Raw genomic sequence first — 12620 nt, 5'->3', positions numbered from 1 at the left:
TCGCACGAGCACTCGGTTCAATCGAATATAGGACGACTTTCATGAAACTCGACGCTTCGATCGCGGCGGTGGTGACGGGCGGGGCTTCGGGCCTCGGCGAAGGCACGGCGCGCGCCCTGGCGGCCAAGGGCGTCAAGGTCGCCCTGTTCGACCTGAACGAAGAGCGCGGCGAGGTCATCGCCCAGGAGATCGGCGGCGTCTTCTGCAAGGTGGACGTGACCTCGGACGAGAGCGTCGCCGCCGGCTTCGCCAAGGCCCGCGCCGCCCACGGCCAGGAGCGGCTGACCGTCAACTGCGCCGGCATCGCCACCGGCCAGAAGACCGTCAGCCGCAAGCGTGACACCGGCGAACTGCGCGCCCATGACATGGCGTCCTTCGAACGCACGGTCTCGATCAACCTGTTCGGCACCTTCCGCGTCCTGTCGCAGTCGGCGCTCGGCATGGCGGCGCTGGAGCCGATGGCCGACGGCGAGCGCGGCCTGATCGTCAACACCGCCTCGGTCGCGGCCCAGGACGGCCAGATCGGCCAGGCGGCCTACTCGGCGTCCAAGGGCGGCGTCTACGCCATGACCCTGCCGGTGGCCCGCGACCTGGCCCAGGAAGGGGTGCGGGTGAACACCATCCTGCCCGGCATCATGTGGACGCCGATGATGGCCGGCATGGACCAGAAGGTTCAGGACAGCCTGGCCGCCGCCATCCCCTTCCCCAGCCGCCTGGGCACGCCTGCCGACTACGCCGCCCTGGCCCTGCACCTGGCCGAGAACGTCTACATCAACGGCGAGTGCATCCGCCTGGACGGGGCTATTCGTCTCGCGCCTCGCTAAGCGAGGCGCGACGAGGCCGCTATCGCTCGCCGCGCGGCGGCTCGCTGCTTGAGCGGGTTGGGCGGCAATGTGGCGGCGGCGGTGCTTTGAAGCGGCCTCCGGGGCGTCCTTGCGGGCGTTTCGGGGCCGTTTTCGTGTGAAGTTTCAGGGCTGTTCGAAAAAGATCGGCGGATTGGCCGAAAAACGAAAAAGGGGCTTGCGCGATCCGAAGTCGGTCCGCTATACGCCCCTTCCTCGACGGGGAGCAGCACATCGCTCCCAACGGAGTGCGGGCGTAGCTCAGGGGTAGAGCATCACCTTGCCAAGGTGAGGGTCGGGCGTTCGAATCGCCTCGCCCGCTCCAGTCGAAACGGAAAACGGGGTCCGGCCGCAAGGTCGGGCCCCGTTTCCTTTTGCGCCCAGATCAGCGACGCACATGAAAAAGGCCCGACGCGATCGCCGGGCCTTTTCGCGTTCCGTCCTCCGACCTTACAGCCCCAGCGCCGCGCGGATGTCCCGCCAGTCGACGTATTTGAAGTTCTGGGTTCCGGTGTCGTTGACGTCGTCCTGGATCACCACCAGGCCCTCGGGGAAGGGGCCGACCGGACCGCCCAGAGCGGCCAGGCCGTCGGTGCCCGTCACCCCGTCGACCGTCCCGTCCACGACCACGAAGCGGCCCTTGTATTGCGGCGCAGCGCCGTCGATGCGCCAGACGGGGAAGGTCGAGTCGCCCTGGCTGGAGGCGATCAGATAGCGCGCCTCCCCGTCCGTCAGCGTCGTCAGCCCCTCGGCGTCGGCGACCAGCACGCCCGGCGCGACCGGCTGGACCAGGGTGCGCGTCCCGCCCGAGGCCGGGTCGAGGCTGTAGCGCCACAGGCCGACGTTCTCCTCGTTGACGTACAGGGCGTCGGTCGCCGGATCGGCGGCGCAGCCTTCGGAGATCGAGCCGATCTCGGCGCGGCGGACCAGTTGCGCGGACGGGCGGCCGTCGGGCCCGGCGGCGACGACGAACTGGCGCAGTTCGCCTTCATGGCCGACCAGTATGGCGTGGATCTCCTCGCCGCGTCGGGCGAGGCAGAAGCCGTAGGGCTCGACCACGTCGGTCGTGATGGAGCCCCAGTAGCGCACCTTGTTGTCGCCGGTCCCGGCCGGGTCGAACAGATAGAGGGCGACGCCCATACGGCCCGGTGTGCGGTCGCTGGCGCCGATCAGCAGCTGCGGGCGGCCGTCGACGTTCAGTCCCTCGACCGCATCGACGTTGTTCAGCAGTCCCTCGGGCATGAACTGCAGGATGGCCCCGTCGAAACCGTAGACGTAGAGGCCCGCCTTCTTGTCGGTGCCGACGACGAAGCCGGGGGTCTGGACCCCCTCGACGGTCACGGGGGTCTTGGAGGCCCAGATGGCGGGGTCGTCGGCCGCGTCGTCGCCGACCGTGCCGACCGAGGGCGTCTCCAGCACGGCGCGCACGGGCGCGCCCTGGCCGACGACGCCGTCGCCCTCGCCCTGGAAGTCGACCTCATGTCCGGCGCAGGCGGCCAGCAGCAGGGCGGGGATCAGAAGGCCGGCGAGCATGGCGGGGCGCGAGCGCCGGGGCGGGATGGCGGGCATGGCGGGGCTTTCGGTCCAGGTTGGTCTATCCGCCCGAAACACGCGCGCGAAGGCCCGGTCAACGGCGTCCCTGCGACGCTTTGGCGATGGTTCGACAACGGATGATCCGAACGGGGATCAACTGTCGTGATCCCGTGTTCCGCTCGCAGATTCCTTTTCGTGAAATCGTCGCGGCCGCGTCGCCGGGACGTATTAGCCATCCCGCCGGAACCGGGCCGCCAGAAGCGGCGCCGGCCTTCGGGGATATGGACATGAAGCTCGGACTTCTTCTCAGCGCGGCGAGCCTGCCGCTGGTTTTCGCCGTGGCCGCCCAGGCGGCCGATATGGCGGTTGACGCGGCTCCGGCCGTCGCGGCCGCTCCGGCGGGCGACGGCCTGATCGGCCGTGTCGTCAACGCCGACGGCTCGCCCTTGCCGGGCGCCGAGATCATCGACCGCGCCAGCGGCCGCCGCGCCGTCAGCAACAGCCAGGGCGAGTTCAACCTGGGCGGCGTTTCGGGTCAGGTGACGCTGGAGGCCCGCTACATCGGCCTGCCGACCGCGACCCAGACCGTCGCCGCCGCGCCGGGCCGCCTGACCTCGGTCACCGTCATGATGGGTTCGGGCGATGCGGTCGCCGTCGCCGACGTCATCGTCAACGGCGTCATCACCGAGGGCGTGGCTCGCTCGCTGAACCAGCAGAAGAACGCCGACGGCGTGATCAACGTCCTGTCGGCCGACGCCATCGGCCGCTACCCCGACCCGAACGTGGCGGAATCCCTGCAGCGCGTTCCCGGCATCGCCATCCAGCGCGACCAGGGCGAGGGCCGCTACATCAACGTGCGCGGCGCGCCGTCGGCCTTCACCGCCGTGTCGGTGGACGGGGTGACGGTTCCGGCCGTCGATCCGGGCACGCGCGCGGTCGACCTGGACACCCTGCCCAGCGACATCGTCTCCAACATCGAGATCTCCAAGACCCTGCTGCCGAGCCAGGACGCCGACTCCATCGCCGGCGCGGTCAACATCAAGACCCGCTCGCCCTTCGACCAGCGCCGCCTGGCCGTCAGCGGCTATGCGGGCGGCAGCTACAACGACTACGGCGGCGAGGACATCCGCGCGGGCGCCACGGCGTCGAACGTCTTCGGCGCGGACCAGACCTTCGGCGGCCTGCTGTCCTACTCCTACTCCAAGACCAACCGCCGTCCCGACAACGTCGAGTCCGGCTGGACCAAGATGGAGACGCCGGAAGGAGGCGAGGTCTTCGCCCTCGAGGAAACCCTGTTCAAGGACTACGACACCGAGCGCACGCGCCAGTCGCTCAGCGGCTCGCTGGAGTTCCGCCCCTCGGAGTCCCTGCGGGCCTGGGTCCGCGGCTCGTTCGCCCAGTTCGAGGACGACGAATACCGCAACCAGCTGCTGCTGACCTATGACGAGGAGAATCTTCAGGCCGGCGCGACCGACCGCAAGGCGACCTTCGACGAGGTGACGGTCGAGCGCCAGCTGCGTCACCGCACCCAGAAGAACGAGATCATGACCCTGACGGCGGGAGGGGAGCGCATCTTCAGCAATGGCGCGGTTCTGGACGCCAGCCTGTCCTGGGCTGACAGCGAGCAGACCTATCCGAACCGCAATGAGCTGCTGTTCCGCTCGCGCCTGAAGCCGTCCGTCACCTATGACTTCTCCGGCAGCCACTACGAGCCGACCTATTCGATCTTCTCGACCGGGGAGCATATGAACGCTGCGGAATATCGTTTCCGCGAGAACGCCTTCCGCTCAAGCACGACACAGCAGGAAGAGATGACGTTCCAGACGAACCTGGAACTGCCCTCGGTGCTGGCGGGGCGTGAAGTCACCTGGAAGGTCGGCGGCAAGTACCGCACGCGGGACGTATCGGCCGACGAGGAGCGTTTCCGCAGTCGCGACGCCGCCCATGCGCCGTCGCAGTCCTATGGAGATCTGCTGACCGACACGGAGTCGCGCAACTACGACTATCTGTTGGGCTACAAGTTCGACAACGGCCTGGTTGACGACTACTTCGCCCAGATGCGCCCGCTGTCGGGGCGCCGACTGCCGGACTCCATCGCCGCCGACTACACGGCCAAGGAAGATATCCTGTCAGCCTACGCCCAGGCGCGCTTCGACATCGGCGCGACGAACGTCACGCTTGGCCTGCGCGTCGAGAACACTCAGTTCGAAGGCGAAGCCGCCAGCCTGATCGACAATGACGGATCCGATCCGTTCGACATGGCCCGGGTCGATCGCGACGACACCGAGTTCTTCCCGAACCTGACGGTCCGCCACAGCTTCTCGGACAATCTGATCGGCCGCTTCGCCCTGACGCGCTCGATCTCGCGTCCGGAGTTCAACCAGATCGTCCCGCGTCGCATCGAGGAGACGGACGGTTCGGACATCTCTTACGAGATCGGCAATCCGGACCTGCAGCCTACGCTGTCGAACAACGTCGACTTCGGGCTGGAATACTACTTCGCCTCGCTGGGCGTAGTGTCGGCCAACGTCTTCTACAAGGACCTGACCGACTATCGCTACATCCTCAAGTACGAGGACAAGGTGACGATCGACGGGACCGAGTTCGACGCCGAGTTCGAGACCCCGATCAACGCTCCGAACGGCCACTTGATGGGTCTGGAGCTGAACTGGCAGCAGAAGTTCAGCTTCCTGCCGGGCTGGGCCTCGGGCTTCGGCGTCTTCGCCAACTACACCTGGACCGACGCCGAGATCGAAACGGCCCAGGCTTATGGCGGCCGCACCAAATTCTCCCTGCCGGGCCAGTCGGAGAACAACTACAATCTGGCCCTCTTCTACGAGATGGCCGGCTTCAGCGCCCGCCTCAGCTACACCAAGCGCAGCGACTATCTGGAAGAGATCAACGCCGACGATCCCGACTTCGACCTGTTCGTCGAGGGCCGCGAGCAGCTGGACTTCACCGCCTCCTACGACTTCGGCAACGGGGTCGAGGTGTTCGGCGAGGCCAAGAACCTGACCGACTCGGCGGGCGTCCGCTACTACGGCTCGCGCGAGCGGACCTATGAGTACGAGAAGTTCGGCTACAACGTCTTCATGGGCGTGCGCTTCAAATACTGACCGGTCCATAGCGGCTGAAAATGGAAGGCCGGGCGGCGACGCCCGGCCTTTTGCTTTCGTCGGCATGGCCCCCGGAGCGATCCGCGCCTATATGGACCGTGGCGGTTGACCCCGCCGGGGTCGGCGCTAGTGTCCGCGCCGCTTCATTTTCAGCGCCTGAACGATCAGAGGACCTCATGGCCGACGCCGCTTCCCAGACCTACGACGTGGTGATCATCGGGGGCGGGCCGGGCGGCTACAACGCCGCCATCCGCGCCGGACAACTGGGGCTGAAGACCGCCCTGGTCGAAAAGCGCGCGACGCTGGGCGGCACCTGCCTGAACGTCGGCTGCATGCCGTCGAAGGCCCTGCTGCACGCCTCGGAACTGTATGAGGCCGCCAACGTCGAATTCGCCGGCATCGGCATCGAGGTGAAGCCCAAGCTGAACCTGGCCCAGATGCACAAGGCCAAGGACGATAGCGTCGAGGCCCTGACCAAGGGCATCGAATTCCTGATGAAGAAAAACAAGGTCGACGTGGTGAAGGGCTTCGGCCGCATCGTCGGGGCCGGCAAGGTCGAGGTCGAAGCCGAGGGCGGCGCCAAGACCACGCTCGAGACCAAGAACATCGTCATCGCCACCGGCTCCGAGCCGACCCCGCTGCCGGGCGTCGCCTTCGAGGACGGCAAGGTCATCGACAGCACCGGCGCCCTGTTCCTGCCCAAGGTGCCCAAGCATCTGATCGTCATCGGCGCGGGCGTCATCGGCCTCGAGCTCGGCTCGGTCTGGCGCCGTCTGGGCGCCCAGGTCACGGTCGTGGAGTTCCTCGACAAGGTCGGCGCGGGCATGGACGGCGAAGTCGCCACCGCCTTCCAGCGCGGCCTGACCAAGCAGGGCATGACCTTCCGCATGGGCACGAAGGTCACCGGCGCCAAGACCTCCAAGGACGGCGTTGAACTGACGCTGGAACCGGCCAAGGGCGGCGAGGCCGAAACCCTGAAGGGCGATGTGGTTCTGGTCGCCATCGGCCGCCGTCCCTACACCGAAGGCCTGGGGCTGGAGACGGTCGGCGTCACGCCGGACCAGCGCGGCTTCATCGCCAACGACCACTTCAAGACCTCGGCGCCGGGCGTCTGGGTCATCGGCGACGTGACGCACGGCCCGATGCTGGCTCACAAGGCCGAGGAAGACGCCGTGGCCGTGATCGAACTGATCGCAGGCAAGCCGGGCCACGTCGACTACGACCTGGTGCCGTCGGTCATCTACACCGGCCCGGAAGTGGCCTGGGTCGGCAAGACCGAAGAGGCGCTGAAGGCCGCGGGCGTCAACTACAAGAAGGGCAAATTCCCCTTCGCCGCCAACAGCCGCGCCAAGATCAACCACGAGACCGAGGGCTTCGTGAAGGTCCTGGCCGACGCCGCGACGGACAAGGTTCTGGGCGTTCACATCTACGGCCCGCAGGCGGGCGAGCTGATCGGCGAGGCCTGCATGACCATGGCCTTCGGCGGCGCCTCGGAAGACGTGGCCCGCACCTGCCACCCGCACCCGACCCGCTCGGAGGCCTTCCGTCAGGCCGCCATGGGCGTCGAAGGCTGGACGATGCAGGCGTAAGAGCCTCACCGTCTTTCCGACTGCGATCAGAACGGCGCGCTCCGCACAGGGCGCGCCGTTTTTCGTTGCCGAAACTTAACTTGCTGGCCTCGGCGTGCGTCTTCAGTTTCACCGCGAAACGGCGGGAGCGAGGGCGAAGCGATGCGTTTGGCGATTGGATTGGCGGCGGCGGCCTGGGCGGTGATCGGTTCTGCCGCCTCGGCGCAGGACTATCGACCCACGTTTCACCCTGACCAGTTGAAAGGCCCTCCGGCAGGCGCGTTCAATGAGGTTCTGGTGCTGGGTTCGCCGCACCTGTCCGACCTGCCCGACAGCTTCCGCGCCGAACAGCTTCAGCCTCTGCTGACGCGACTGGAGGCTTGGCGGCCGACCGCCGTCGCCGTCGAAAACCTGTCCGGCCTGCAGTGCGACTTCATGCGGCGCTATCCGTCGCGTTATGCGGAATCGGTCGAGGCCTTCTGCTATGACCCGTCCGCCGCCGGCCGGGCGCTGGGTATGGATGTGCCGACGGCCAATGCCGAGGTCGAGCGTTTGCTGGAGGCCTGGCCCAAGGCGCCGACGGCGGCCGATCGGCGACGTCTGGCGGCTCTCTTCCTCGCAGCGGGAGAGCCGGGTTCCGCCTCGGTGCAATGGCTGCGTCTGCCCGCTGCTGAGCGGGTGGCGGGCGACAGCCTGACGGCGGAAATGGCGGCGGCCCTGGACCGCCGGATGACCCGAAAGAACGAGGTCGACCTGGTCGCGGCCGTACTGGCGGCGCGGCTGGGGCATGAGCGCCTGTGGGCGGTTGATGATCACACGGCGGACTCCGCAACCCCGCCTGACGAGGAAGAGGCGCAGGCCAAGGCGATCATGGCGGCGTGGGACAATCCCTATGTCCAGGCGCGCAAGGACGCAGACCAGCGGCTGTATGCCGACCTGGAGCACCCGGACGGCGTGCTGAACATCTATCGCGACTACAACACGCCGGACACGCAGATGGTCGTCTATCGTTCGGATTTCGGCGCGACCCATGTAGAGCCCTCGCCGCAGGCGTTCGGGCGTCGCTATCTCGGCTATTGGGAGACGCGCAATCTGCGCATGGTCGCCAATATGCGCGATGTGCTGGGGCGCTATCCGGGCACGCGGATGCTGACCATCGTCGGCGCCTCGCACAAGGGCTACTACGAAGCCTATCTGAACCAGATGCACGACGTGCGGCTGGTCAGCTCGGATGAGGTTTTGCGCTAGTTTCCGTGTCTCGCCCGCGACTTTGGTCGACGGGGCTCGCAATCGGTCGCGCCTGCGCCCATGTCAGCGGCGAAAGCTTCATGAGGCAGGGGATAACGGCATGGACCTTCAACTCACCGGCAAACGCGCCCTGATCTGCGGCGGCTCCAGCGGTCTCGGCCGCGCGGTGGCGACGGCCCTTGTGGCCGAGGGCGCTCATGTGGCTCTGCTGTCGCGCGATGCGGTCAAGCTGCAGGCCGCGGCCGATGAACTGAACGCCATGGGGCCGGGCCGAGCGATCATCGCCCCGGCCGACCTGGCGGATCACGAGGCCCTGCTGAAGGCGGTGGACGTCGCCGAGGCGGGTCTGGGCGGGCCGATCCAGATCCTGTTGAACAACACGGGCGGGCCGCCGCCCTCGGGCGTGGCGGGGCTGGACCCGGCGCTGTGGCGTGAGCAGTTCGAGGCCATGGTGTTGTCGGTCTTCCGCCTGACCGACCGGGTGATGCCGGGAATGCGGTCGATGGGCTGGGGGCGGGTGCTGAACGTCGCCTCGACCAGCGTGATCGAGCCGATCGGGACGCTGGGCGTGTCCAACACCCTGCGCGCCTCGGTGGCGGCATGGGCCAAGACGCTGGCGGGCGAGGTCGCGGCCAACGGGGTGACGGTCAACACCCTGCTGCCGGGCCGCATCGACACGCCGCGCATCGAACGGCTGGACGCCGCCCGCGCCGCCGCCACGGGCGCGACGCCGCAGGACGCACGCGCCGAGTCGGTCAAGTCTATCCCCGCCGGACGCATCGGCGCGACAGAGGAATTCGGCGCCGTGGCCGCCTTCCTGGCCAGTCCGCTGGCGGGCTATGTCACCGGCTCGTTGATCCGGGTGGACGGCGGAGCGGTCAGGGCCATCTGAGGCGTAATTATCGCCTTATGCGGACGATGGCGGCCGGCGCGTTACGCTGCCGAAGCCGATGCGCCTAGCGCCATAGTCCAGCACCACGCGGTCGAACCGAGTCAGTACGTCCGCCCCTAGCAGCAAGGCGGGCGGCTCGATCAGGCCGAGTATGTGAAAGGCGTGCAGATCGGCGAACAGTAGGGGCGTGAGGCCCAGGTCTCTTTGATGCAACTGCAGGCTTGAAACCTGCCCGACCTCGGCCATCAGCGATTGGCCGGTCACGCCGTATACTCGCGCCTGCGGACGATCCACTCGGCCCAGGCGTGCATCCAGCGTCCGCATCAGGGCGTGGTTGCCGATGGAATACTGCGCCCCGGTGTCGATGAAGGCGACGGCTTCGACGCCGTCAGCGACGACGCGGCTGATCAGTAGACGCTGAAACAGGTTCTCCTGAACCAGGCTTTCGACGAAGGGCAGGCGGCTGGCGCGGCCCTCCGCGAACACGCTGGTGGAGCCTGGACCATACGAGGGCGCCAGGAGCACGCGCCTGTTGTGGAAATCCAGAGTCAGGCGGAAGCGCGACAGGGCGTCCAGACCCAGAAGTCCATCCGTTCTCAGCAGCGCGTAGGGGAAGATCGGCAGGATCAGATCGGCGAAACGTCGCTGTGAAAAGCTCAACTGGGGCAGACGCGCGGTTGGTGCGAGCACCGACCCAGTGATGCCGTGGACGCGTACAAGGGGGCCTGCCGCCAGCTTCAGCTCCGCAGCAAGGCGATCCGAGATCGAGGTGCGCTCGGCGCCGGTGTCGATGACGAAGAGGGCGCGCCGTCGCCCTAGTTCAACCTCGACCGCCATGCGCGTCAAAAGATTAGTTAGCAGGCGGGCTTCGGCTTCCGGTTCGTTCTGGGCGCAGAGCGGCCTAGCCAGGCCGAGCACGCCCGTCGCCAGCAACAGCGTCAGCAGCGCGCGTCGATCGGGAACACTGGCTATGCACACGCGCGAACTCCCGTCCCGCGATCATCCCCAAGCCAAATCTGGCGCCTTTTCCGTGTGCTGAACAGTCACCCGCGCGGGTGGGCCTGGCTATAGGCGGCCAGCAGGCGGGCGGCGTCGACCTGGGTGTATTTCTGCGTCGTCGACAGGCTGGCGTGACCCAGCAGCTCCTGGATCGAGCGCAGGTCGGCGCCGGCGCCCAGCAGGTGGGTGGCGAAGCTGTGCCTCAGCGCATGGGGCGTGGCCGAGGCGGGCAGGCCGAGGCGCCCGCGCAGCCGCTGCACCGTCGCCTGCACATGGCGGGCGCTCAGGGGACCGCCGCGCCGCGCGCGGAACAGGGCCTGATCGGCGTCGATGACGAAGGGCTGCAGCGCCAGATAGGCGTCCGTCGCCTCGCGCACCTGCGGCAGGACGGGGACCATGCGCGTCTTGTCGCCCTTGCCGGTGATGCGAAGGCTGTCGGGCAGGGGCGCGTCCGATCGCTTCAGCGACAGGGCCTCTGAAATCCGCAGGCCGCAGCCGTAGAGCAGGGTCAGGACGGCGCGGTCGCGTGCGGCCTCCCACGGCTCCATGTCGGGATCGGCCTCGGGTTCGTGCAGCAGTCCCTTCGCCTGATCCTCGCTGACCGGGCGGGGCAGGGATGGCTTGATTTTCGGCCCGCGCACCAGGGCCAACTGCGGCGTCGCCACGCCCAGGCGCCGGTCGAGGAAGGCGTGAAAGCCCCGGATGGCGGCCAAGGTCTGGCTGAGCGAGCGGGCGTTGAGCGGGCGATCCCCGCTGCGGCGCTCGGCCAGATGGGCGCGTGCATCGGCCGCCGTGACGGACCCGAGGTCCGCCGCGCTTTGCGGCCCTCCGCGATGGCGCTCCAGAAAGGCGAGATACAGCCGGCCGATGTGGCCGTAGGCCTCCAGCGTGCGCGGCGACAGGCGGCGCTCATGGGCCAGATGCTCCAGCCAGGCGGCCAGAGCGCCCTGCGCGGTCAGGCTTCCAGCGGCCATCGCTCGGCCATGCGTTCGACGACGCGGGCGACGAAGGCCACCAGTTCGCAGCCCATGGCGGGGGTGAAGCCGTCGTCCTCGCCCGAGCCGAAGGCGCACAGGGCGGCGCGGGGCGCAGCCTCGCCCGGCGCGCGCAACGTCATCCGCACCAGGGCGACCGAGGCGACCTCGCCCTCGGAAGGGCCGAACAGGCTGAGGCCGGTGAAGTTGGGGCCGAGCCAGTGCAGGCCGTCCTCGCCCAGCAGGGCGTCGACGCGGCCTGGCTCCAGCGCTTTCCAGCCGAAGGGGACGGCCCCCGGCTTCTCGATCGCCACGGCGGCGCCCGCCAGACCGAAACGGCCTTGCGCCACGGCGTCCAGCTGCCGCGCCAGTTCGGCGTGGGTGCGGGCCTCCATCAGGTCCAGGGCGGCGACGTGGGTCTGGGTCTGGGCGGCGAAGTTGGCGCGGGCGATCTCTTCGATCAGCTTGCGGGCGCCCGCCTCGCGCTGGGCGACGGCCTCCAGCCGCGCCAGGGCGGCGCGGCCGAAGTCGACGACGTTGCGGCCGGTGGCGGCCAGGCCCAGCTCTTCCAGCAGGGCGCGATCATCCAGCAGGTGTTCAGCGTGATCGCCGAGCCAGGCGCGCACCTCAGGCCAGTGCAGGCCTGGCGCCGCCGGGTCGGTGGAGAGGTCCAGGGAAGTGCTCAAGCGGACCTCTCATCGGGTCTAAATTACAGAATTGACTGACCGGTCTTGCCCCAGTCCGCCAGAAACGCATCCAACCCCTTGTCGGTTAACGGGTGCTTGACCAAAGCCTTGAAAACGTCGGCCGGAATGGTCGAGGCGTCGGCGCCGGCAAGCGCAGCGGCGGTCACATGGTCCGGATTGCGCACCGAGGCGGCCAGGATTTCCGTGCTGAAGTCGTGGATGTCGTAAAGGGTGCGGATGTCTTCCAACAGGCCCACGCCGTCGGCGCCGACATCGTCCAGGCGACCGACGAAGGGCGAGATGAAGGTCGCGCCCGCCTTGGCCGCCAGCATGGCCTGGGCCGCCGAGAAGCACAGGGTGACGTTGGTCTTGATCCCCTTGTCGGCGAAGGCGCGGGTGGCGCGCAGACCGTCCCACGTCAGCGGCAGCTTGACCACTACATTGGGGGCGATCGAGGCCAGCTTGTCGCCCTCCTTGACCATGGTCTCGAAATCGGTGGCCACGGCCTCGGCCGAGATCGGCCCCTCGACCAGGGCGCAGATTTCGGCGATGACCTCGGCGATGTTGCGACCCGACTTGGCGATCAGGCTAGGATTGGTGGTGACGCCGTCCACCATCCCGGTGGGCAGCAGGTCCTTGATGACGGCGACGTCGGCGGTGTCGAGAAAGAGTTTCATGAGACCAGTTTTAGCGCCGAGTTGTGACGGAAGCGACCGTCTTTCGCGGCCGGGGATATTTCAGACTCCGTGACCAAAAAAACAG

10 protein-coding genes and 1 tRNA gene are annotated in these 12620 nt (G+C 67.9%); 6 read left to right on the top strand and 5 right to left on the bottom strand.

Going from position 1 to position 12620, the window contains the following annotated elements; genetic code table 11:
• The first annotated feature begins 41 nt into the window (after positions 1-41).
• Together ACWGL1_RS13680 and ACWGL1_RS13675 are read left to right on the top strand one after the other, a co-directional pair.
• Complete coding sequence (locus ACWGL1_RS13680) at positions 42-824, top strand: SDR family NAD(P)-dependent oxidoreductase (protein ID WP_346519687.1); 783 nt, start codon at positions 42-44, stop codon at positions 822-824.
• A gap of 268 nt (positions 825-1092) precedes the next feature.
• Positions 1093-1167: transfer RNA gene (locus ACWGL1_RS13675), tRNA-Gly, on the top strand.
• Between the two features lie 125 nt (positions 1168-1292).
• Here the strand turns inward: ACWGL1_RS13675 and ACWGL1_RS13670 are convergent.
• Positions 1293-2411: a phytase gene (locus tag ACWGL1_RS13670; protein ID WP_452112295.1), complete on the bottom strand. Its 1119-nt coding sequence runs from the start codon at positions 2409-2411 to the stop codon at positions 1293-1295.
• A 251-nt stretch (positions 2412-2662) separates the two neighbouring features.
• Here ACWGL1_RS13670 and ACWGL1_RS13665 point away from each other — a divergent pair, with 251 nt between their 5' ends.
• The 4 genes from ACWGL1_RS13665 (at position 2663) to ACWGL1_RS13650 (ending at position 9199) form a co-directional block, all read left to right on the top strand.
• A complete protein-coding gene (locus ACWGL1_RS13665) occupies positions 2663-5491 on the top strand; it encodes a TonB-dependent receptor (protein ID WP_291781167.1) in 2829 nt (942 codons plus the stop codon).
• 176 nt (positions 5492-5667) lie between these two features.
• Positions 5668-7080 carry a dihydrolipoyl dehydrogenase gene (gene lpdA, locus ACWGL1_RS13660; protein ID WP_452112294.1) on the top strand — a complete coding sequence of 471 codons (1413 nt, stop codon included), beginning with the start codon at positions 5668-5670 and terminating at the stop codon, positions 7078-7080.
• A gap of 141 nt (positions 7081-7221) precedes the next feature.
• Positions 7222-8307 carry a DUF5694 domain-containing protein gene (locus ACWGL1_RS13655; RefSeq protein WP_338577183.1) on the top strand — a complete coding sequence of 362 codons (1086 nt, stop codon included), beginning with the start codon at positions 7222-7224 and terminating at the stop codon, positions 8305-8307.
• A gap of 100 nt (positions 8308-8407) precedes the next feature.
• Entirely contained in the window at positions 8408-9199 is a 792-nt protein-coding gene (locus ACWGL1_RS13650; protein WP_338577181.1) for an SDR family oxidoreductase, read from the top strand.
• Positions 9200-9214: 15 nt separating this feature from the next.
• Here ACWGL1_RS13650 and ACWGL1_RS13645 read toward each other — a convergent pair whose 3' ends face one another.
• The 4 genes from ACWGL1_RS13645 to fsa form a co-directional block, all read right to left on the bottom strand.
• Positions 9215-10177 carry a retroviral-like aspartic protease family protein gene (locus ACWGL1_RS13645; RefSeq protein WP_452112293.1) on the bottom strand — a complete coding sequence of 321 codons (963 nt, stop codon included), beginning with the start codon at positions 10175-10177 and terminating at the stop codon, positions 9215-9217.
• A 65-nt stretch (positions 10178-10242) separates the two neighbouring features.
• Positions 10243-11172 (bottom strand): tyrosine recombinase XerC, encoded by a 930-nt coding sequence (locus ACWGL1_RS13640; RefSeq protein ID WP_452112292.1) that lies wholly within the window; start codon positions 11170-11172, stop codon positions 10243-10245.
• A complete protein-coding gene (locus ACWGL1_RS13635; protein ID WP_452112291.1) occupies positions 11154-11858 on the bottom strand; it encodes a DUF484 family protein in 705 nt (234 codons plus the stop codon). Before ACWGL1_RS13635 ends, ACWGL1_RS13640 begins: the two co-directional genes overlap by 19 nt.
• 23 nt (positions 11859-11881) lie before the next feature.
• On the bottom strand, positions 11882-12535 hold the full coding sequence (gene fsa, locus ACWGL1_RS13630) for a fructose-6-phosphate aldolase (protein ID WP_087141371.1): 654 nt from the start codon (positions 12533-12535) through the stop codon (positions 11882-11884).
• Positions 12536-12620 lie beyond the last annotated feature (85 nt).

This window comes from Brevundimonas sp. NPDC055812 (assembly GCF_053616535.1).
This window is presented reverse-complemented; position numbering and strand designations above follow the sequence as displayed.

Excerpts from the sequence above, each read along its gene's own strand:
- ACWGL1_RS13680 (WP_346519687.1), top strand. The coding sequence starts at position 42 with ATGAAACTCGACGCTTCGATCGCGGCGGTGGTGACGGGCGGGGCTTCG.
- ACWGL1_RS13670 (WP_452112295.1), bottom strand. The coding sequence starts at position 2,411 with ATGCCCGCCATCCCGCCCCGGCGCTCGCGCCCCGCCATGCTCGCCGGC.
- ACWGL1_RS13665 (WP_291781167.1), top strand. The coding sequence starts at position 2,663 with ATGAAGCTCGGACTTCTTCTCAGCGCGGCGAGCCTGCCGCTGGTTTTC.
- lpdA (WP_452112294.1), top strand. The coding sequence starts at position 5,668 with ATGGCCGACGCCGCTTCCCAGACCTACGACGTGGTGATCATCGGGGGC.
- ACWGL1_RS13655 (WP_338577183.1), top strand. The coding sequence starts at position 7,222 with ATGCGTTTGGCGATTGGATTGGCGGCGGCGGCCTGGGCGGTGATCGGT.
- ACWGL1_RS13650 (WP_338577181.1), top strand. The coding sequence starts at position 8,408 with ATGGACCTTCAACTCACCGGCAAACGCGCCCTGATCTGCGGCGGCTCC.
- ACWGL1_RS13640 (WP_452112292.1), bottom strand. The coding sequence starts at position 11,172 with ATGGCCGCTGGAAGCCTGACCGCGCAGGGCGCTCTGGCCGCCTGGCTG.
- fsa (WP_087141371.1), bottom strand. The coding sequence starts at position 12,535 with ATGAAACTCTTTCTCGACACCGCCGACGTCGCCGTCATCAAGGACCTG.